This window comes from Cellulomonas iranensis NBRC 101100 = JCM 18110, from assembly GCF_001552375.1.
Taxonomy (GTDB): domain Bacteria; phylum Actinomycetota; class Actinomycetes; order Actinomycetales; family Cellulomonadaceae; genus Cellulomonas; species Cellulomonas iranensis.
The window spans coordinates 41,289-61,934 of sequence record NZ_BCRB01000016.1; the positions used below are offsets into that span (position 1 = coordinate 41,289).

Annotated in this window: 14 protein-coding genes; 5 read left to right on the forward strand and 9 right to left on the reverse strand. The window is 74.5% G+C overall.

The features are described 5' to 3' along the window. Positions 1-2 precede the first annotated feature (2 nt). The 3 genes from CS2_RS05205 to CS2_RS05215 all read right to left on the reverse strand — a co-directional run bounded on the left by CS2_RS05205 (position 3) and on the right by CS2_RS05215 (position 3,988). The gene (locus CS2_RS05205; protein WP_046529789.1) at positions 3-983 is read right to left on the reverse strand and encodes an ABC transporter permease; all 981 of its coding nucleotides are present in this window, start codon (positions 981-983) and stop codon (positions 3-5) included. Positions 984-1,061: 78 nt separating this feature from the next. Beyond that, positions 1,062-2,714 (reverse strand): ABC transporter substrate-binding protein, encoded by a 1,653-nt coding sequence (locus CS2_RS05210; RefSeq protein WP_070319161.1) that lies wholly within the window; start codon positions 2,712-2,714, stop codon positions 1,062-1,064. Positions 2,715-2,833: 119 nt separating this feature from the next. Beyond that, the gene (locus CS2_RS05215) at positions 2,834-3,988 is read right to left on the reverse strand and encodes a LacI family DNA-binding transcriptional regulator (RefSeq protein ID WP_217997362.1); all 1,155 of its coding nucleotides are present in this window, start codon (positions 3,986-3,988) and stop codon (positions 2,834-2,836) included. A 324-nt stretch (positions 3,989-4,312) separates the two neighbouring features. On the opposite strand from CS2_RS05215, the gene CS2_RS05220 reads away from it, so the two are divergent. Further along, positions 4,313-5,914, forward strand: coding sequence for a methyl-accepting chemotaxis protein (locus tag CS2_RS05220; protein WP_070319162.1), 1,602 nt, complete (start codon positions 4,313-4,315; stop codon positions 5,912-5,914). 104 nt (positions 5,915-6,018) lie between these two features. On the opposite strand, the gene CS2_RS05225 is transcribed toward CS2_RS05220, so the two are convergent. Further along, the gene (locus tag CS2_RS05225) at positions 6,019-6,630 is read right to left on the reverse strand and encodes a TetR/AcrR family transcriptional regulator (RefSeq protein ID WP_046529792.1); all 612 of its coding nucleotides are present in this window, start codon (positions 6,628-6,630) and stop codon (positions 6,019-6,021) included. Between the two features lie 319 nt (positions 6,631-6,949). On the opposite strand from CS2_RS05225, the gene CS2_RS05230 reads away from it, so the two are divergent. After that, the gene (locus CS2_RS05230) at positions 6,950-7,531 is read left to right on the forward strand and encodes a sce7726 family protein (RefSeq protein WP_070319163.1); all 582 of its coding nucleotides are present in this window, start codon (positions 6,950-6,952) and stop codon (positions 7,529-7,531) included. Here the strand turns inward: CS2_RS05230 and CS2_RS05235 are convergent. Beyond that, the gene (locus CS2_RS05235; RefSeq protein ID WP_070319164.1) at positions 7,494-8,579 is read right to left on the reverse strand and encodes a beta family protein; all 1,086 of its coding nucleotides are present in this window, start codon (positions 8,577-8,579) and stop codon (positions 7,494-7,496) included. The two genes, CS2_RS05230 and CS2_RS05235, sit on opposite strands and share 38 nt — an antisense overlap. Before the next feature lie 475 nt (positions 8,580-9,054). On the opposite strand from CS2_RS05235, the gene CS2_RS05240 reads away from it, so the two are divergent. Further along, positions 9,055-11,160, forward strand: coding sequence for a S9 family peptidase (locus tag CS2_RS05240; RefSeq protein WP_070319165.1), 2,106 nt, complete (start codon positions 9,055-9,057; stop codon positions 11,158-11,160). A gap of 277 nt (positions 11,161-11,437) precedes the next feature. Here CS2_RS05240 and CS2_RS05245 read toward each other — a convergent pair whose 3' ends face one another. From CS2_RS05245 to dcd, 3 genes are all read right to left on the reverse strand, one after another. Beyond that, a complete protein-coding gene (locus tag CS2_RS05245; RefSeq protein WP_217997363.1) occupies positions 11,438-11,956 on the reverse strand; it encodes a hypothetical protein in 519 nt (172 codons plus the stop codon). Between the two features lie 77 nt (positions 11,957-12,033). After that, on the reverse strand, positions 12,034-13,185 hold the full coding sequence (locus tag CS2_RS05250; protein ID WP_046529794.1) for a hypothetical protein: 1,152 nt from the start codon (positions 13,183-13,185) through the stop codon (positions 12,034-12,036). After that, positions 13,185-13,760 carry a dCTP deaminase gene (dcd, locus tag CS2_RS05255; RefSeq protein WP_070319166.1) on the reverse strand — a complete coding sequence of 192 codons (576 nt, stop codon included), beginning with the start codon at positions 13,758-13,760 and terminating at the stop codon, positions 13,185-13,187. Before dcd ends, CS2_RS05250 begins: the two co-directional genes overlap by 1 nt. A 139-nt stretch (positions 13,761-13,899) precedes the next feature. Here dcd and CS2_RS05260 point away from each other — a divergent pair, with 139 nt between their 5' ends. Continuing rightward, complete coding sequence (locus tag CS2_RS05260; protein ID WP_167748899.1) at positions 13,900-15,144, forward strand: MFS transporter; 1,245 nt, start codon at positions 13,900-13,902, stop codon at positions 15,142-15,144. Further along, positions 15,141-17,738 carry a LuxR C-terminal-related transcriptional regulator gene (locus CS2_RS05265; protein WP_070319168.1) on the forward strand — a complete coding sequence of 866 codons (2,598 nt, stop codon included), beginning with the start codon at positions 15,141-15,143 and terminating at the stop codon, positions 17,736-17,738. The genes CS2_RS05260 and CS2_RS05265 overlap by 4 nt, the downstream gene beginning before the upstream one ends. A gap of 139 nt (positions 17,739-17,877) precedes the next feature. Here the strand turns inward: CS2_RS05265 and CS2_RS05270 are convergent. After that, the coding region (locus CS2_RS05270) for an Ig-like domain-containing protein (RefSeq protein WP_439951182.1) at positions 17,878-20,646 on the reverse strand (2,769 nt) is incomplete at its 5' end.

The window sequence follows — 20,646 nt, forward strand, 5'->3', positions numbered from 1 at the left end:
GCTCACCGCCTCGTCCGGGGGTCGAGGACGCCGTAGAGGATCTCGACCAGGAAGTTCGCCACGAGCACGCTGACCGTGATCATGAGGAACAGCGCCTGCATCAGGGGGAAGTCCTGGTTGGTCACGGCGTTGAACAGCAGGTACCCGACGCCCGGGTAGTTGAAGACCTGCTCGACGAGCAGGGACCCGCCGACCACGCCGCCGAGGGCCATGCCGAAGCCCGTGAGGTTCGGCAGGATCGCGTTGCGGGCGGCGTAGCGCAGCGCCACGGTGCGGCCGCGCAGGCCGTTGGCCTCGGCGAACGTCACGTAGTCCTCGCCGAGCGTCGTGATCATGGTGTTGCGCATGCCGAGGATCCAGCCGCCGAGGGACGTCAGCAGGATCGTGAGCGCGGGCAGCGCCGCGTGGTACAGCGCGTCGCCGACGAACTCGGCGGAGAACGTGGGGACGGCGGTGGCCGAGTAGGCGCCCGACGTCGGGAACCAGCCGGCGACGTAGCCGGCGAAGAACAGGATGAGCAGCGCGGTCCAGAAGTAGGGGAACGCGGACAGGAAGCTGCCGGTCATGGTCGGCACCGAGTCCATCCAGGTGCCGCGCCGCCAGGCCGCGCCGACCCCGATGAGCGTGCCGAGCACGAACGCGACGACCGTCACGAGCCCGACCATCACGAGCGTCCAGGGCAGGGCGGCCGCGACCAGCTCGGAGACCTGCTGCGGGAAGAACGTGTACGAGACCCCGAAGTCGAGGGTCAGGACGTTGTGCAGGTAGCTGACGTACTGGTCCCACAGGTTGCCGTCGGGCAGGCCGAGCTGCACCTCGATGGCGCGCTGCACGGCGGGGGAGACGGGGCCGTTCTGGGACAGCCGGGCGATGGCGGCGTCGGCGGGCGAGCCGGGCATGAGCCGCGGCAGCACGAAGTTCAGCGTCACCGCCGCCCACAGCGTCAGCAGGAGCAGACCGAGCTTGCGCAGGGCGTAGCGCACCGGAGCCTCCTCGTGTCGGGTCGGGTGGGTCGTGCGGGGGGTGCCCGGGCGCGTCGTGGCCGCGCCCGGGCACCGCCGTCAGGAGGCCGGCTCGAGGCTCGTGAGGATGAGCAGCGGCGTCTGGTCCCACGTCTTGGGGGACGCGTACGGGTCGTCGGCGCTGGGCCAGCCGGTGAACGACTTGGTGGAGAACAGGCCCCACGACCCGCCGTAGAACAGGGAGATCATCGGCAGCTGCTCGTAGGCGATGGTCTGCAGCTCCTGCGCGATCTCGGCCTGCCGCGCGTCGTCGACGGTGACCTTGAGCTCGTCGAGCAGGGCGTCGGCCTCGGGCGACCGGAAGCGCCCGAAGTTGCCCGACGCGGTGGTGCCGACGTCCTGGTAGAATCGCGCGCCCATCATGCCGCTGAAGTCCTGGTACGGCTGGCCGGTGCCGCCGACCGTGCCCATGACCATGTCGAACTCGCCCGAGCGCATCTCGCGCTGGTACGCCGCGGGCTGCGGCTGCACGACCTCGACCTCGATGCCGAGCGCGCCGAGCTGCGTCTTGACCTGCTGGACGCCCTGCAGCCAGTCGGACCAGCCGTTGGGGGTCGTGATCCGGATGGTCAGCTGCTGGCCGTTCGCGTCGACCATCTTGCCGCCGGACTGCGTGTAGCCCGCGGCGGCGAAGTGCGCGAGCGCCGCGTCGGCGTCCTGCTCGACGACGCCCTGGTTCGGCAGGTCGGGGTCGAGCAGCTTCTCCTGCGCGGGGAGCATGAGGCCGCTCTGGCTGGCCTGGTCGACGTAGCCCTGCTCGGCCTTGTCGGCGATGGCCTGCTTGTCGAGCGCGGCCGCGATCCCCTTGCGGAAGTCGAGGTTGTCGTACGGCGCCTTCGTCATGTTGGGGATGAGCGCGATGGTCGCGCCGGCCGGGTACCAGTAGGTGTTGTGCTCGGGGTCGGCCGTGACCCAGGTGTCCTCGACGTCGCTCATGAACGCGTAGGCCCAGTCGTAGCCCTTGTTGACGATGTCGAGCTCGGAGTTCGCGGCGGGCTGCACGAGCCGGTCGGCGGCGACCTTGTCGGCCTGCCAGTAGGTCTCGTTCTTCACGAGCGTGTACTGGTTGGGCGTGAACTCGCCGAGCGTGTACGGGCCGGTGCCGACCGGGTCCTCGTTGGTGAACGTCACGGGGTCGTCGACGTCGGCCCACAGGTGCTCGGGCACGATCATGGTCTGCGCGATGATGACGGCGCCGGGCACGTCCTCGCTGGACAGGTGCACGATCACGTCGGACCCGTCGGCCTCGACCGAGGCGATGTGCTCGCCGACGCCGCGCAGGTCGAGCTGCGGGTGCTGCAGCAGCAGGTCGAACGTGAAGACCACGTCGTCGGCGGTGAAGTCCTCGCCGTCGGACCAGGTGACGCCGTCGCGCAGGTGGAAGACCACGGTGCTCGCGTCGGGCTGCTCGTAGGACTCGGCGAGCCAGGGCGTCTCGTCGCCGGACATCTCGTTGACGATCACGAGCGGCTCGTAGATGTAGCTCGCGGTGTTGCGCTTGTTCGACGAGTACGGGTTGAAGTTCCGCTCGAAGGTCGGCGAGCCGTTGTCGGCGCCGATGAGCATCGAGGTGGTGCCGTCGGCGGCGTTGCCGCCGCCCGAGGTCTGGACCGGGGCCGCACAGCCCGCGGTCACCAGCACGGCCGCGGTCGCCAGGGCCGTGGCGGCCTGGGTCCAGCGCGAGCGGGTCATGAGTCGTTCTCCTCCACGTCGAGGACGGCCCGGGGGCCGTGCGCCGGGGGTGCGCGCGGTCGACTGTATGCGCTTACATCGGACACGGCAACACCTCCCGCCGGCGCACCCCGGCGGCGTCAGCCGGCCGGGGGAGCGACGGCCGCGGCCGGGCCCGGGGTCGCGCGCGCGGTGGGAGCGCACCCGCACGACCTGCGCAGCAGCACCCGCACCGGCAGGTTCATCGTCGCCGTCGGCAGGCTCGGGTCCGCCATCCGGCGCCGCAGCCGGTCGACCGCCGCGCGCCCCAGCTCGACCATCGGCTGCCGCACGGTCGTCAGCGGCGGCGACGCGGTCAGCCCCGCGTCGATGCCGTCGAACCCGGTCAGCGCGACGCGGCCCGGCACGTCCACGCCCGCGGCCGCGAGCTCGTCCAGGAACCCGAGCGCCGTCTGGTCGTTCGAGCACACGAGCGCGCGCGGCAGGTCGCCCGCGGCGAGCAGGCGCCGCGCGAGCGTGCGCGCCGTCGTCCGCGTGAAGTCGCCGCGCGCCGCCGGCGCGTCGGGCACGGGCAGGCCCGCCTCGGCGAGCGCCGCGCGGAACCCGAGGAAGCGCTCGGCGTCGTCGGGGGAGTCCGCCGAGCCGCCGACGAACGCGAGGTCGCGCAGCCCGTGGTCGGCCACGAGGTGCGTGGTCAGCGCGCGCATGCCCGCCGCGTTGTCGACGCTGATGTGGTCGTGCGGGTCGCCGTCGATGCCGGGCCCCGCCATGACCACCACCGGGATGCGGCGCGCGATGTGCGCCAGCACGTCGTCCGGCACCGTCGCGGACAGCACCGCGAGCCCGTCGACGCGCCCGGCCAGGTCCGACACCGTCGCCGCCGACGCGGGACCGCGCGCGACAGCGATCATCACCGCGAGCCCGGTGCGCCACGCCTCGAGCTCGGCGCCGCGCATGACCTCGCCCATGTACAGGTTGCCCGGGTGCACGTCGGGCGCCTGGCCCGTGTCGACGACCACCTCGACCGCCTGGCCCGCGGGCACGGGCGCCGGGACCGACGCCGGGTCGTCGATGCCGTCGACGTCGGGGAAGCACAGGCCCAGCACGCCCGTCTGGCGGGCCGCGAGGCCGCGCGCCGCGCCCGACGGCACGTACCCCAGCTCCTGGATCGCGGCGTGCACGAGCGCACGCGTCTCGGGTCGCACGTCCTCGGGGCGGCGCAGCACGCGTGACACCGTCGCGGTCGACATCCCGACGTGCCGGGCGACGTCGTACACCGTGGGGGTCTTCGGCACTGGTCCTCCCTTGCCCTGTCCCGGGCGCGTCGTCGCGCGGACGTCGCGCGGCCCGTGCGGGCGGCGACGGCCCGCGCCGCGCCCGCCGGCGGGCTCCGTCGCACCGGCGGCCCGGGGGACGGGCATGCGTCAGGGTGCCACGGCCGGGCGCGTCGTGCGGGCGGTGGCGTGCCTGGCGGCCCGGGTGTGACACCCGCGCTGCGGCGCTGACCTGGGAGGACGCGTTCACGGAGCAGTCGTGGGACGAGATTTTGATCGAACGCTCAAATCAAGCGCCGGGCGCCCGATGGTGAAGGAGAACCGCCGTCGACCGAGGAGCACCCGATGCCCGACCTGCCCGCCACGAAGAAGAAGACGGCGTGGAGCTGGTTCGTCGACCGTCCGCTCGGGCTCAAGATCGGCGCGTGCCTCGCGCTCCTCGCGCTCGTCGTCGTCGCGGTGGCGGGCGTCGCCACCGTGCGGATGCAGGCGCTCGCCGCCGCGCAGACGGAGCTCGAGACCGAGTCGATCGACCCGCTGCGTGACGTGTCGAACCTGCAGCGCGCGTTCACCGCGGTGCGTCTCGCCAACGTCCGGCTGCAGATCAACACCGCCGACGAGCGCCCCGCGACCCGCGCCAAGATCGCCGAGGAGCGCGAGACCGTCGCGACCGTCCAGGCGGACGTCGCGCGGACCAACCCCGACCTCGCGCAGCGCCTCACCGCCGCCACCGAGCCGTACATGGTCCTCACGGACCGGTACCTCGACATGGTCGACGCCGACGACCCGCGGGCGCGCGGCTACGCCAACCAGGACCTCGCGCAGCAGGGCGTGGCCGCGGACGCCGAGATCGCGACGGCCGTCGAGGAGCTCAACGCCGGCGCGGTCGAGAGCACCGCGCGCAACGTCGCGCTCGTGCGGACCTCGGTGCTGGTGCTCTGGGGCGTCGTCGCGGGAGCGCTGCTGCTGGTGAGCGTCGTCGCGGTCGTCACCGTGCGGCGCGTCCTGCGGTCCGTGCGCGGCGTGCAGGACGCGGTCGTCGCGATGGCGGCCGGCGACCTCACGGTCGAGGCGACCGTCTGGGACGACGACGAGCTGGGCCGCATGACGGCGGCGCTGACCGAGGCGCAGCGCGCGCTGCGGCAGACGCTCGCCGGGGTCGTCGAGGGCGCGCAGACCGTCGCCGCGGCGACCGAGCAGCTCTCGGCGTCCTCGACGCAGGTCGCGTCCGCGTCCCGCGAGACCGGTGAGCGCGCCGGGTCGGTGGCGGCCGCGGCCGAGCAGGTGTCGCGCTCGGTCCAGGCCGTCGCCGCCGGTGCGGAGGAGATGGGCGCGTCGATCCGCGAGATCTCCCAGAACGCGTCCGAGGCCGCGCGCGTCGCCGGGCAGGCCACGGACGCCGCGAAGACGACGAACGAGCAGGTCAGCCGGCTGGGCGAGTCGAGCCAGGAGATCGGCAACGTCGTCAAGATGATCACGAGCATCGCCGAGCAGACCAACCTGCTGGCGCTCAACGCGACGATCGAGGCTGCGCGTGCCGGTGAGGCGGGCAAGGGGTTCGCGGTCGTCGCGGGGGAGGTCAAGGAGCTCGCGCAGGAGACCGCGAAGGCCACCGAGGACATCGCGCGGCGCGTCGAGGCCATCCAGGGCGACACGACCGGCGCCGTCGATGCGATCGGCGACATCTCGCGCATCATCGCGGCGATCAACGACTACCAGCTCACCATCGCCTCGGCCGTCGAGGAGCAGACCGCGACCACCGCCGAGATGTCCCGCTCGGTCGCCGAGGCCGCCACCGGGTCCGGTGACATCGCCGGCACCATCACGGGCGTCGCGACGCAGGCGTCCTCGACCAACGAGGCCATGGACCAGGTCGCGACGGCCGTCGCCGAGCTGGCCCGGATCGCGGCGGACCTGCGGGCCCGCACCGCACGGTTCACCTACTGAGCCGACGACGGTGCGAGGGCGCCTGCACCTGTCCCCCCGCGGGGCGCTCTCGCACCGTCGTCACCCCGTGCGGGGCGTCCCGGGCGCCGCGCCGGCCCCAGGGGTCAGGCGGCGCGGGTCTCGAGACTGCTCATGGCCAGCGCCATCGCCGCGATCTCGGCGCGCACGCCCGCGTCGTCGCGCGTGCACAGCCACGACGACACGATCGCCGAGCCCTGCGACACCAGGGCCCGCGCGACCACCTCGACGGGCAGCGCCCACGTCGAGCCGCGCGCGGCCGACCACCGCTCCACCAGGTCCGTCGCCGAGGCCAGCAGGCGCTCGTACGTCGTCCGGACCCCCGCGGGGCCCGCGCGGCGCAACGCCGTCACGGTCAGCTCCGCGACCATGAGCTGGTACGCCTCGTCGCGCTGCACGTGCGCCAGGTACGCCAGCAGCGCCGACTCCACGCCCTCCCGGACGCCCGCCGCCTGCTCGACCGTCTCCCACACGTGGCACAGCGTGATCGACAGCTCGCGGTCGATGAGCGCACCGATCAGCGCGTCCCGGTCCTCGAAGTAGTAGTACAGCGCGCTCGGCCGCACGCCCGCGCGCGCCGTCACGGTGCGGGTCGTCACGGCGGAGAGACCGCCCTCGCGGATCACCGCGACCGTGGCGTCCAGCAGCTGCTCGCGCCGCTCGGCCATGGTGCGGTGCGGCTGGTGCTGGCCCGCCACCTCAGTACCTCCCCAGCCCCTGCGGTGTCCGGGCGTTCGAGGCCCTGAGCCTATGCTCCGCCGGGAGCGCTCCACGTGCGATCGGGGGGTGGTTCCACCCTTGAGAAGGGCGGGAGTCGTCCCTGGACAGCGCGTGGTTCAGGCCCGATGTGTCCGCGCGGCGGGTCGCGCGAGGACAGGAGTCGTTACCGGAGGCAGGGGCGTGCTACGCGGGCTGGCGTCCACGAGAGTCGTCGCATCCCAGCAAGTCTCATCCGATCGTCCAGCCGCGATACGCGCGTCGAGGGGCGGCGAACCGGTCGACGGGTAGAGTCAGAGGGTGCGAGACGCCGATATTCGATCCGCACTCCATGCTCGGTTGCGCAGCGAGCATGGAAGTGGAGTGGGGACGCGCTACGTCGACGAACTCGGCCTGTGCGGGACCGTCCGCGTCGACGTCGCTGTGGTGAACGGGACCCTTTCGGGATACGAGTTGAAGAGCGATCGCGACACCCTACGACGGCTGCCCACACAGATCGAGTACTACTCGAAGGTGCTCGATCACGCCACGCTGGTCGTGGGTGAAGAGCACTACGTTCGCACCAACGGCATGCCCAACCTTCCGCTGTCATGGGGCATTATTGTCGCCTCGCCACGGCTCAGCGATGTTCATCTCGAGGAAGTGCGAGCCGCGGAGATGAGCGAGCGCCTCGATCCGTTCGCAATCGCTCAGCTTCTGTGGCGAGATGAGGTGTTGTCCGAGCTCGACGAGCGCGACGCTGCTGGCGGCATGAGGTCTAAGCCGAGGCGCCTGCTCTCGGATCGACTTGCCCGGCTTCTTGAGCTTGACGAACTCCGCAGTGTCGTCCGCGAGCGGCTGAAGGCTAGGGCAACCTGGAGACAGCCTCCGCCACATGAGTGAGATGGTGCGTGGTCGCGACGCGCCGCCAGGCTTCAGGATTCCCACCAGACCCAGGCACCGCTGCTATCCACGCGTCCCCGGCGCAGTGCGATGCCCCCGCGAACCGCGGGTCGGCAGCGATCGCTGCTGCGACGGGAAGGGCAGCGGCGCCACCCTTCCCGGAGCCTCCAGCGCCCTTGAACAACTCACCCTTGGCCACCAGCCACGCTAGATCGATGGTGTAGCGGAAGGCCGCGCTGATGCTGAGTAGACGTGGGTCGATGTTAAGAATCGGGTCTGGATGGGCGACGCCGTAGTCCCCAAACTGGGGAACAACCGACGTGGTGGAGCCAGCCAGCAAGTCCTGGTAGAGGACCCACTCCGTTCGCTCAACGGCACTCAGCCCCCGTCCGACACCCGAGAGGTCCTTCGGGAACCCGGCGCCGGAGACGGTCACAGTTCGCCAGTCGGCCGCGTAGGGAAGCGCGTTCAACTCGTTCCGCACCGCAGTCAGGGCCAGCTCCGATGAAGCAGCCACATCCTCGGCGAGGTCGAGGATCAGGTCAACGTCAGCGGGGGCGATAGCGAGCTCTCTCAGGAGTTCGTCCAGTCGCGCTACCCCAGTGGCCGAGGGCCACTCTCCGGTTGTCAGTCGGATGCAGGCACCCCGCCGATCACGAGCGACAGCGCGAGCGGCGGCGGCGCGGTAGGCCACATCTCGGCCCGGAGAAACGGACGGCAGTAGCGTCACGCCCGCAGCATTCGCCTGCGCGATCAGCCAGTCCAGGGGGTGCGAGCCGTCCGCCATCCGCTCTGTCGGCGCAATGAACTGCATGTCAACGAAGGCTCGGTCGTGTCCCCAACAGGCTGCAAGATCGGGTCCGAGAGTGCTGAGATGCCCATCGATCGTTTTGGAGGGCTCATCGAGATCGAAGTTCCAGTCGATCGGCGCGACCTCGAACAACGGTGTGAGATGACTCTTGACGCTCGGCGAGAGATCCCCGAGTGCGCGCCTCTCGCCGCGCTTCGTCAGGACGACAGGCACGTAGTGCCGATGGTCGAAAGTCACGTTGCTCCCCCTTGACTAAAGTGTGGCCTACAATTTCCCACCGCGGATGCCACGGGCGCCAGCCTCCATGCGGGTGATGTACAACCGCAGCCTCGGACCAAGCGAAGCGACGCCACCGTCCGGCCTCGGCGCGATCCGCGCACGCCTGCGAGAGCGCGGCATCACTGCCGTGCCCCCTCAGCGTGACGACCGGAAGGGCGACCGGCAGCAGTGAGGCTCCCGAAGCGGACGGTCCGTTCACCCGGGGAATTCGGTTGACTGTTACGCCGCTCAATGAGCCGGAAGCCGGGCATTGGATGCTGTATCCACCGGACGGGTACGTCGTCACCGCAAGCCCCGGTCGGCAGGTCACTCGAGAGGCGGAAGGCGGCCGGGGCTCATGGGTATCGGCCAGGGCTGTTGGGGTAGCCGCAAGTCCCCTGCGGCTACCCAATCCACCAGCCCCGCGTCGCACCGGGATGGTAGGACGGTAGCCATGACCACCACCCCCGGCGGGGACACCCCCACGCCCTTCCACGACCTCGACGCGTACGTCGCGCTGCCGCGCCTGTCCGGGCTGGTCCTGTCGCCCGACGGCGAGCGCCTGGTGACGGCCGTCCAGACCCTCGACCGCAAGCGCACGTCCTACGTGACCGCGCTGTGGGAGGTCGACCCGCACGGCGAGCGGCCCGCGCGCCGCCTGACGCGCTCGGCGAAGAGCGAGTCGTCGGCCGCGTTCACGCCCGCGGGCGACCTGCTGTTCACCAGCGCGCGCCCCGACCCGGACGCCGACGGCGACGACGACCCGAAGCCCGCGCTGTGGCTGCTGCCGGCCGACGGCGCGGAGGCCCGCGTGGTCGCGGACCGCGGCGCGGGCGTCGGTGGCGTCAAGGTCGCGGCCGACGTGCCGACCGTGCTCGTCGTGTCGGACGTGCTGCCGTCCGCCACGGACGACGCGGACGACGAGCGGCTGCGCAAGGAGCGCAAGGACAAGAAGGTCGCGGCGATCCTGCACACCGGCTACCCGGTGCGGTACTGGGACCACGACCTGGGCCCGGCCGTGCCGCACGCGTTCGTCGGCACGGTCGGTGCCGACGTCGCGGCGCCGCGCGCCGGCGAGCGCGACCCGCGCGTCGAGCTCGGCGACGTCACGCCCGACGCGGGCGTCGCGCTGCGCGAGACGCAGCCCGAGCTCAGCCCCGACGGCCGCACGGTCGTCACTGCGTGGAACCGCCCGGCCGCGCGCGGCGACCTGCGCTCGCTGCTCGTCGCGGTCGACGTCGCGACGGGCGAGCGGCGCACGCTCGTCGACGACGCGGACGCCGACCTGGGCCACCCGCGCGTCTCGCCCGACGGCCGCTGGGTCGCCTACGCGCGCGAGAGCCTGTCGTCCCCGCACCAGGCCCCGACGGTCGAGCTGTGGGTCGTGCCGTCCGAGGGCGGCGAGCCCCGCCGGCTCGGCGCCGACTGGGACCGCTGGCCCGCCGACTTCGTGTGGCTGCCGTCCTCCGACGGCCTGCTCGTCGTCGCCGACGACGACGGCCGCGCGCCGGTGTTCCACGTGGAACTGACCTCGGGCGCCGTCACGCGCGTCACCAGCGACGACGCCGCGTTCTCCGACGTGCAGGTCGCACCCGACGGTGCGACGGCCTACGCGCTGCGCACGTCGTACGCCGCGCCCGCGCACCCCGTGCGCATCGACCTCGCCGCCGCGCTCGCGGGCGGCCCCGTCGCCGCGACGCCGCTCGTGTCGCCCGCCGCCGACGTGCCGCTGCCCGGCCGCCTCGAGGAGGTCGTCACCACGGCCGCCGACGGTCAGCGCGTGCGGTCGTGGCTCGCGCTGCCCGACGGCGCCGGCCCCGACGCCAAGGCCCCGCTGCTGCTGTGGATCCACGGCGGCCCGCTCGGCTCGTGGAACGCGTGGTCGTGGCGGTGGAACCCGTGGATCCTCGTCGCGCGCGGCTACGCCGTGCTGCTGCCCGACCCCGCGCTGTCGACCGGCTACGGCCAGGACTTCATCCAGCGCGGCTGGGGCGCGTGGGGTGCGGCGCCGTACACCGACCTCATGGCCGCGACCGACGCCGCGCTCGAGCGCGACGACGTCGACCCCGAGCGCACCGCCGCGATGGGCGGCTCGTTCGGCGGGTACATGGCCAACTGGGTCGCCGGGCACACCGACCGGTTCCGCGCGATCGTCACGCACGCGAGCCTGTGGGCCCTCGACCAGTTCGGACCCACCACCGACGCGTCGTTCTACTGGCAGCGCGAGATGACCCCCGAGATGGCGCTCGAGAACTCGCCGCACCGGTTCGTCGGCGACATCGTCACGCCCATGCTCGTCATCCACGGCGACAAGGACTACCGCGTGCCGATCGGCGAGGGCCTGCGCCTCTGGTACGAGCTGCTGTCCGCGTCGGGCCTGCCCGCCGACGACGAGGGCCGCACGCCCCACCGGTTCCTCTACTACCCGGACGAGAACCACTGGGTGCTCACGCCGCAGCACGCCAAGGTCTGGTACGGCGCCGTCGAGGCGTTCCTCGCCGAGCACGTCCTGGGCCGCACGGGCGACGACGCGGTCCCGTACCCCGAGGTCCTGGGCTGAGCCCGGGCCGCACCGCGCCCTGACGACGACGGCCGGCGCACCCGAGCAGGGGTGCGCCGGCCGTCGTCGCCGGGACCGGCCCCGACGGGGGCGCGCCTGGAGCTCGGCACGTGACAAACCCGCAGGTCAGGGCGGTCGATGACGGTGCCCAGGGGGTAGACAGTCGCGCGACGGGAAATGTATGCTGGGCAGCGCCCTGGGAGTTGATCCCGGTGGAAGACGAAGACCCGAGACCCTTCCGGACGGTTGTGGCGCTCGGGTCGACGCATGTCTGGGGTCAGACGGTGACCACCGACGAGACCAAGGGTTGCGCGCGACGTCTCCACTCCCCGCCCCTGGTCCACGCCCACGCGATGGCGTCCGGGACGGCGAGCAGCGGTTCCGCGCTCGCGTGAGCGTGCTCGTAGGCGAGGATGTCGCGGCACTGAAGACGCCGCACGAGCTCGAGCAGCTGTTGCTGGTCCCGCCTGTCCACACCCTCGGCGGTCTCCAAGCACAGGCGGGTACCCGCGCCCGTGTCGACGACATCGTGGACCAGCCGCTCGAGGCACGCGCGTCGGCGGGTGATGTTCGACTTGTGGCCGGCCCCGGCCTCGTACAAGGTCGCGCTGCACCCCAGATCAGCCATGCGCTGCAGGATCAAGCGCCTTCGAGAGTCGGACTCCTTGACCATGTGCAGTCGACGCTGGCCGGGCTCGACGAGGCTCTTGACGCCACGGCGCGTGGCTGTGACGTCGTCCGGCATCACCACCGCCGCCACCAGCAGGTAGCCGCGACGCATGGACTCGTCGACCACGACATGTCGCACACCCATCGACATCTCGTCCTCTCAGCCGTCGCGAGAGACGAGCGGCCTCCGTCCCGGTGCGGTGCCTACAGGTCCGCCGGGTCCACCAGGAAGTCCGCCTCGTCGGCGACCTCGCCGCCCACGGCGGCCTGCAGCACCTTCGCGACCTGCGCCACGAGCGGTGCCGAGCGCGAGCGCGCGACGCGGTGCGGCAGCGACGGCTTCTCCTGCTCGATCTGCTCGATCTCGAACGGCTCCCACCGCACGCGGTACGCGACCACGCCGTCCTTGGTCCAGGGCAGGTCCTCCATGAGCGGCGGCAGCTGCTCGCACGCGGCCACCTCGACCGCGAGCATGCCGTCCACGCCCAGGTCCACCAGCACGCCGAACGACTCCGACGGCGGCGGCGCCGCGAGCATCAGCTCGTCGAACGCGTCGGCCTCGGCCATGAGGCGCTGCCGCTCGTCGTCGTCCTGCACGCCGTGCTGCTCGAGCGCCGAGCGCAGACCCGACCCGCCCGACTCCGGGGCGCCGCCCACCGCACCCTGCGACGAGCGGCCCGCGAGCAGGGTCGGGCCCTTCCACGACCCGGGGATCGCCTCCGACAGGTACGCGCGCGGCTGCACGCGCTGCACCAGCTCGAGCACCGTCGCGGGCTCCACCCAGCGGTCGGTGAGCACCGTGAGGTCCGTCGACGCGTCGGGGTCGGGCGTCAGCACCGCGCCCGTCTGCGTGCGGACCGCACCACCCAGCCGGCGGGCCGCCGCGACGAGCCACTGCACCACGCGGCCCTCCTCGCGGACCGGCAGACCGTCCGGGAAGGCGCGCTTGAGGCCGTCGCGGTCGCCGCCCGGGTACGGCCGCTCGCCGCGCTCGCGCGGCGTGTGCAGCACCCACACCATGACCGTGGTCGCCGGCAGCCCGAGCGCGACGGCGCCCGCCGCGTCCGTGCGGTACGGGCCGGCCAGCGTCGACAGGCGCGCGAGCCGCAGCGCCCGCACGGGCGCCGCCTGCCGCCCGACCGCGCGGATGCCGAGCGCCGCCGTCACCGCGGGCAGCACGCCCGTGCGCGTCGGCGCCTCGGACGCGGGCGCGTCCTCCCAGCGCACGCCGCGGAACCGGCTCGCCGCCAGCACCTCGACCTCCTCGGGGGAGACCCCCGCGGGCAGCGCGAGCAGGTGACGGTCCGCGAGCGTCGGGTCCTCGACGGGGAGCGCGGGCGCCTCGGCCTCGGCCATCACACGTCCGACCGGTGGAAGTTCTGCCACGACCGGGACGCCGTCGGGCCGCGCTGCCCCTGGTAGCGCGAGCCGTACTCCTGCGAGCCGTACGGGTGCTCGGTCGGCGACGACAGGCGGAAGAAGCACAGCTGGCCGATCTTCATGCCCGGCCACAGCAGGATCGGCAGCGTCGCGACGTTCGACAGCTCGAGCGTCACGTGCCCGCTGAAGCCCGGGTCGATGAACCCCGCGGTCGAGTGCGTCAGCAGCCCCAGCCGGCCCAGCGACGACTTGCCCTCGAGGCGCGCCGCGACGTCGTTCGGCAGCGTCACCTGCTCGTACGTCGCACCCAGCACGAACTCGCCCGGGTGCAGCACGAACGGCTCGCCCGCCTCCGCCTCGACGAGGCGCGTGAGGTCGGGCTGCTCGGCCGACGGGTCGATCACCGGGTACTTGTGGTTGTCGAACAGCCGGAAGAACCGGTCGAGGCGCACGTCGATGCTCGACGGCTGGACCATCGCGGGCTCGTACGGGTCGAGCACGACCCGTCCCTGCTCGAGCTCGGCACGGATGTCGCGGTCGGAGAGCAGCACGGGTGCGAGCGTAGTGGGAACCCGTGGGAACCGGTGAGAGCGACCGGACGAACCGGGCGCCGTGCACAGCCCGCCCCGGTCCGCGTTCACCCGCACGGGCACGCCGACATGGACCGGCGTCCGGGTTAGCGTGGCGTGCGTGACCACGACGATCGCCCGCACGGTGCGCGTCGTGGCACCCCTGGCGCTCGTGCAGGCCGCGCTCGCCGCGTGCTACGCCGGCGTGGTCGTGGTGCTGCTGCCGCGGCAGGTCGCGCTGCTCGACGCGGCGTCGAAGGTCGAGAACCTCGCGCTCGTCAGCACCGTGTCGTTCGCGTTCACGGTGGCCGCGCAGCCCGTGGTCGGTGCGCTGAGCGACCGCACGCGCGGCCGGTTCGGCCCGCGCGTGCCCTGGATGGTCGGCAGCGCGCTCGTCGCCTCGGTCGCGCTGCTCGCGCTCGGCCGCGCGTCGTCGTTGCTGCTGCTGGGCGCGCTGTGGGTCGTCGCGCAGGTCGCGCTCAACGGCGTCGACGTCGCCGCCGCGGCCGTCGTGCCCGACGAGGTGCCGCCCGCACGGCGCGGACGCACGTTCGCGGCGCTCGGCGCGGCCTCGGTCGTCGGCGCCGCGGTCGCGGTGACCGGCATCGGCGCGGCTCCCGACGGCACCGCGGGCGCGTACGCGGCGCTCGGCGCGGGCGTGCTCGTCGCGACGGCGGTGTTCGTCGTCGTCGCGGGCGTGGCCCGGCCCCGGCCCCGCGCCGGTGCGCCGCGCCCGTGGCGGCGCCTGCTCGTCGACCCGCGCCGCGAGCCCGCGTTCGCGCGGGTGTTCGCGTCGCGGTTCGGGTTCGTGCTGGCCTACCAGCTCGTCTACACGTACCAGCTGTACGTGCTCACCGACCACGTCGGCCTCACGGACGCGCGCGCGTCCGTCGTGCTCGGCACGCTCACCGCGGTGAGCCTCGTCGCGGTGCTCGTCGGCGCCGCCGTCACCGGCGTCGGCAGCGACCGGCTCGGCCGCCGCACGCCGTTCCTCGTCGGGGCGTGCGCGCTGCTCGCGGTCGCGGTGCTCGTGCCCCTCGCGTGGCCCACCGTGCCCGGCATGGCCGTGTTCGCGGTGCTCAAGGGTCTCGCGTCGGGCGCCCACCTGGCGGCCGCGACGACGTTCGTCACGGAGGTGCTGCCCGCGGCGGGGACGTCGCCCGCCACCGACCTCGGCGTGTTCAACGTCGCGACCAACGTGCCGCAGGCGCTCGCGCCCGCGCTCGCGGGGCTCCTGGTGCTGCGGGCCGGCGGCTACCCGACGCTGTTCGTCGCCGCGGGCGTCGTCGCGCTGGCCGCGCTCGTCGCGAGCCGGCGCGCCGGCCGGGCCCCCACCTCGCCGACGCCCGAGCGGGTGACGACGTGACCGGCCCGCACGGCGTCACGGTGCACGGCGCGCCGCGCCTGCCGTCCTGGCTCGTGCCGCGCCCGCACCTCGTCGCCCGGGTCCAGGACGGCGGGCCCGTCGTGGTGCTGCGCGCTCCCGCCGGCGGCGGCAAGACCGTGCTGGCCGCCGAGTGGGCGCGCGCGACCGCGGACCGCGGCGTGTGGGTGCCGGTGCACGACGTGCGGGGACGCGCGTTCTGGGGGCGGGTCGTGCAGGCGGTCGTCGACGCGGGCCTGCCCGCCGACCACCCGTTCGCGGGCGGCACGACGAGCCTGCGCGAGGCGCACGACGCCCACGGTCACCTGGTGCGCGGGTTCACCCGGCTCGGTCCGCTCGTCCTCGTGCTCGACGGCGCCGACACGCTCGACGGGCCCACCGCCACCGAGGTCGTGCGGCTCGTCGAGGCCGTGCCCGCCTTGCGGGTCGTCGCCGCCACCCGCTCCGCCGGCCCCCTCGAGGCGCCCGCGGCCCGGGTCCGCGTCGACGTCGACGTGCTCACGGGCGACGACCTCGCGCTCACGGTCGACGAGGTGGGCCGCGTGCTCGACGGCGACGACGCCGACCCCGGGCGTGCCGTGCGGGTCCACGCCGCGACCGGGGGGTCCCCGCTCGCGGTCCGGCTCGTCGCGCTCGCGGAGGGCGACCCCGAGCAGGACGTGCGGCGCACGCTCGAGCACGTCGTCACCGGCACGGTCGACCAGCTCGACGCCACGACGGCCGACCTCGTGCGCGTCACCGCGACCGCCGACGTCCTGACGCCCGACCTCGTCGCCGAGCTGGTCACCGGCGCGCCCGCGCAGGCGCGCGAGCGGCTCGACCACCTCGCCGCGCTGGGCCTGGGCACGTGGACCGACCCGGACCGCGGCGGGTTCGCCTACACGCCCGTCGTCCGCGACGCGCTGCGCGCGCGGCTGCGCCGCACCGACCCGGCCCGGTTCCGGCGGCTGCGGGCCCGGGTCGCGGCGTGGTGCGACGACCACGACCTGCCCGTCGAGGCGCTGCACGCGGCCGTCGACGCCGACGACCTCGACCTCGTGACGGCCGTCGCGCGGCGGCACTGGCGGTCCTTCCTGCTCGAGAACGTCGGCACGGTCCGGCCCGCGCTGCGGCCCGTGCACCTGCTGCGGCTGCGGCGCCGTCCGCTGCTGCTGTTCCTGCTGGCGCTCGGGCACAACGCCGACCCCGCGGGCCGGCTGCGGGCCGTCGCCCTGTTCGGCCTCGCCGCGGCGAGCGCACGCGTCGAGGGCGAGCGGACCCCGCCCGCCGACCGTGTGCTGCTGCGCACCATCGAGGTCGTCGCGCTGCGGCTCACCGGCCGCGGCCGCGCCGCCGCGCGCGCCGCCGCCGACGTCGTCCGCCGGGCCGACGCGCTGACGGAGGCGGAGCGCGCACGCGTCGCCGACGTGCTGCCGCACTCCTACGTGCACGCCGGCACCGCGTTCCTCTACGACGCGCGGGGCGAGCAGGCCGTGCACGCGTTCGAGCAGAGCCTCGCCGCGGCCACCACGCCCCCGGCGCAGCTCCCGGGACTCGCGCTGCTCGCCGGCACGCTCGCGCTCGACGGTGCGATGCCGCGTGCACGGCAGCACGTCGCGCAGGTGCGGGCCGGCACGTGGCCGGCGGGGCTCGTCGAGGGGTACGCGGGGGCGCCCTACCGGGTCGCCGAGGCGTTCCTCGCGCTCGAGGACCTCGACCCCGCGCAGGCGCAGCCGCACCTGGACGCGCTCGCGCGGCACCTGCCGACCATCGAGCACTGGCCGCTGATCGCGCACGCGCAGGCGTGGACCGACCTGCTGCGCGACGGCGCCGAGACGGCCCTTGCCCGCCTCGACGAGACCGTGCGCGTGCACGCGCAGCGCCAGCCCGCGCACCGGCCCGCGGCGGCGGGGCTCGACGCGACCCGCGCGACCCTCCTGGTCGCCGCCGGCCGTCCGCTCGCGGCGCTCGAGCTGCTGCCGCGCACGCCCGACGACCCGGCGTCCGTCGTCGCGCTGGGCCGTGCGCACCTGGCCGCCGGCCGGCCCGAGATCGCCCTCGACACGCTCGCGCGCACCGGGGCCGTCCGCCGCCCCGCGCTGCGGACCCAGGCCGACCAGGCGCTGCTCGAGGCGGTCGCGCTCGTCGCGCTCGACCGGGCCGGGGACGCCGCGGCGGCCCTGCGGCGCGCGCACGCGCTGCTGACCGTGCACGGCCTGCGGCTGCCGCTCGCGCTGCTGCCCGCCGACGCGCGGCCCGCGCTCGCGGCGCTCGCGCGTGAGCACGGCCCCGCGGGCGCCGTCGAGCTCATCGACGTCCCGGCCCCGTCCGTGGTCCCGGCGGTCGAGGAGCTGCCGGCGCTCACGCCGCGCGAGGCGGTCGTGCTGCGGGCGCTGGCGCGCACGGGCTCGAGCGCGCAGATCGCCGCCGACCTCGTCGTCAGCCAGCACACCGTGAAGTCCCAGCTGCGGTCGCTGTACCGCAAGCTCGACGCGTCGTCGCGCACCGAGGCGCTCGCCGAGGCCGGCCGTCTCGGGCTGCTGCCCGGCGGCGGCGCCGGCCCCGACGGCCCGGCCCCTGACGCGTCCGACCGCTGACGCGTCCGGGACGCACGCACGCGGTGGGGCGCTCCGGGGGGAGTGCGCCCCACCGCGTGGTGGGTGCCCGCGCGCAGCGGCGCGGGCCGTTCGGGGCCTACCGGGTCACCGGCGGGCCGTCGGCGTCACCGCGTCGGTGTCACCGCGTCGTCGGACGACGCAGCACGAGCGCGCCGGCGCCGGCCACGAGCAGCAGGCCCGCGAGCGCCGCGACGCCCCAGCCGCCCCAGCCCGTGACGGCCAGGTCCGGCGCGGGCGCCGGGGACGCGGTCGGGGTCGGCGACGGCGCGGGCGTCGGCCCGGCCGGTGCGTCGACGTACGTCACGCGCACGAGCGCCTCGGTCGGGTTGCCCTCGACGTCGGAGACCCGGTACCGCACGGGCGTCGGGTCGCCGCCGAACCCGGCGGCGGGCGTGAACGTGACCGCACCCGTCGCGGGGTCGACCGTCCACGTGCCCTCGCCGTCCACGACGAGCGTCGTGACCGGCTCGCCGTCGGCGTCGAGCAGCCGGACGGACGTCGGGTCGAGCGTGCCGCGGTCGTTGCCGACCACGTCGACCGTCACGGCGGTGCCGCGCACGTTGCCCTCGTCCACGTCGTCCGCGGCCTGCGGCAGGAAGGTCACGACGAGCCGGGCGCCCGTCGTGCCGCCCGCGGCGTCCGACACCTCGTACCGCTGGGGCGTCGGGTTGCCGTCGTAGCCGTCCTGCGGCGTGAACGTCACCTCGCCGGTCGTGGGGTCGACCGTCCAGGTGCCCTCGCCGGGGACGCGCAGCGTCGTGACGCGGTCGCCGGTCGCGGGGTCGACGATCCGCAGCGTCGCGGGGTCGAGGTCGCCCGCGTCGTTGCCGAGCGGGTCGAGCACGACCGGGCGGCCCAGCTCGTTGTCGTGCCGCGCGTCGTCGGTCGCCTCCGGCTGGTACGTGACCGTGACCTGAGCGCCCGTGGTGTCGCCGGTGGAGTCGGTGACGACGTAGCGCACGGGCGTCGGGTTGCCGACGTAGCCGTCCTGCGGCGTGAACGTCACGGCGCCGGTGGTCGGGTCGACGGTCCAGGTGCCCTGGCCGGGGACCTCGAGCGTCGTGACCTGGCGGTCGCCGTCGACGAGCCGCACGGTGGTCGGGTCGAGGTCACCGGTGTCGTTGCCGAGGACGTCGACGGTCACGGCGGTGCCGAGCGGGTTGTCGAGGTCGGCGTCGTCGGTCGCGTCCGGCACGTAGCCGACCGTGACGGTGGCGGCGACGGTGTCGCCCGTGCTGTCCGTGACCTCGTAGGTCACCGGGGTCGGGTCGACCAGGAAGCCGTCCTCGGGCGTGAACGTCACCTCGCCGGTGGTCGGGTCGACGCTCCACGTGCCCTCGCCGGGCACGGCGAGGCGCGTCACGCGCTCCTCGCCGTCGACCAGCCGCACGCTCGCCGCGTCCAGGTCGCCCGTGTCGTTCGCGAGCACGTCGACCGTCACGGTCGAGCCGATCGCGTGGCCGAGCGACGAGTCGTCCGCCGCCTCCGGCAGGTACGTCACGACGACGACGGCCGTCGCGGTCTGCCCGTGGGTGTCGCTCACGCGGTAGGCCACGGGCGTCGGGTCGACGAGGAAGCCGGCCTCGGGCGTGAAGGTCAGCGCACCCGTCGTCGTGTCGACCGTCCACGTGCCCTCGCCGGGCACGACGAGCTCGGTGCCGAGGGAGACGCCGCGGTCGGCGTCCCAGAGCACGACGCTCGCGGGGTCGAGGTCGCCGCTGGGCGCGGAGTCGTTGCCCAGGACGGGGACGGTCACGGGGTCGCCGATGCGGTTGCCGCGGTCCTCGTCGTCGGTCGCGACCGGCGGGCCGATGACCGTGACGGTGCTGGTCGCGGTGTTGTCGTCCTGGTCGCCGCGGTCCACGACGCTCGCGACGTTGGTGAGCTCGGTGCCGGGTGCGTCGGTGACCTGCTGCGTGTAGACCACCGTGAGCGTCTCGTCGACGTCCAGCCCGCGCACGCCGTCGGCGGCGCCGCCCAGCGGGGCGAACGGGCGGGCGCAGGTGAGCGCCGCGGGCATGGCCGCGCCGGGCGTCGCGTCGCACACGACCGGGCCGCGCTCGAGCTGCTCGCTGCCGCCGCCGGTCACGGTCGCGGACGCGAACGTCGCCCCGGCGCCCGGCAGGGTGTCGCGGAGCACGACGACGTCGCCGCGCGTCATCGCCTGCGGGCCCGCGTTGCGGACGGTGACCGTCCAGGTGATCGTGCTGCCCACGGGCGCGAGGTCGGGCGACGCGGCGGGCGCGCCGTCGACCACGGCGGTCTTGGTCACGGCCAGGTCGTACGCGCACTCGACCCAGTCGAGCGTGATGGACCCGTTCGCGCCGTTGCCGGTGCCGGTCTGGCGGCCGGCCGCCGTCGACGTCACGTCGCGCGCGGTGGCGGCCACGACGCTCGAGCCGCCGCCCCCGCCGCCGCCGGCCACCGTGGTCAGGCCGTTGTCCTGGTTCTTGATGGCGGTCGACGCGCCGCCACCGGCGCCGAAGACACCGGCGCCGCCACCGCCGCCCGCGTCGTAGTTGGGGTCGGGCGCGCCCGCTCCGCCGGTGCGGCCCACGCCGGGCAGCCCGGCGAGCGACGCGGTCGGGTGCGTGCCGCCGGCCCCGGGCGCGGTCGTGCCGCCGCCCTTGCCGCCGCCGACCGTCGGGCCGCCCTCGAACCCGTCGGTGCCGTCGGCGCCGGGCGCGACCTGGCCGGGAGCCGCGGGCAGACCGGCGTCGCCGCCGAAGCCGTCGGTCGTGACCGAGTGGCCGCCGCCGCTGCCGCCGCCGCCGCCCGCGAGGACCGCGATCGCGTCGTCGTCGGTCCCGCCGAGGCGCAGGAGGCTGAGCCCGCCGCCGCCCGCGCCGCCGTGCTCCTCGGCCGCCGTGCCGCCGGCGCCGCCGCC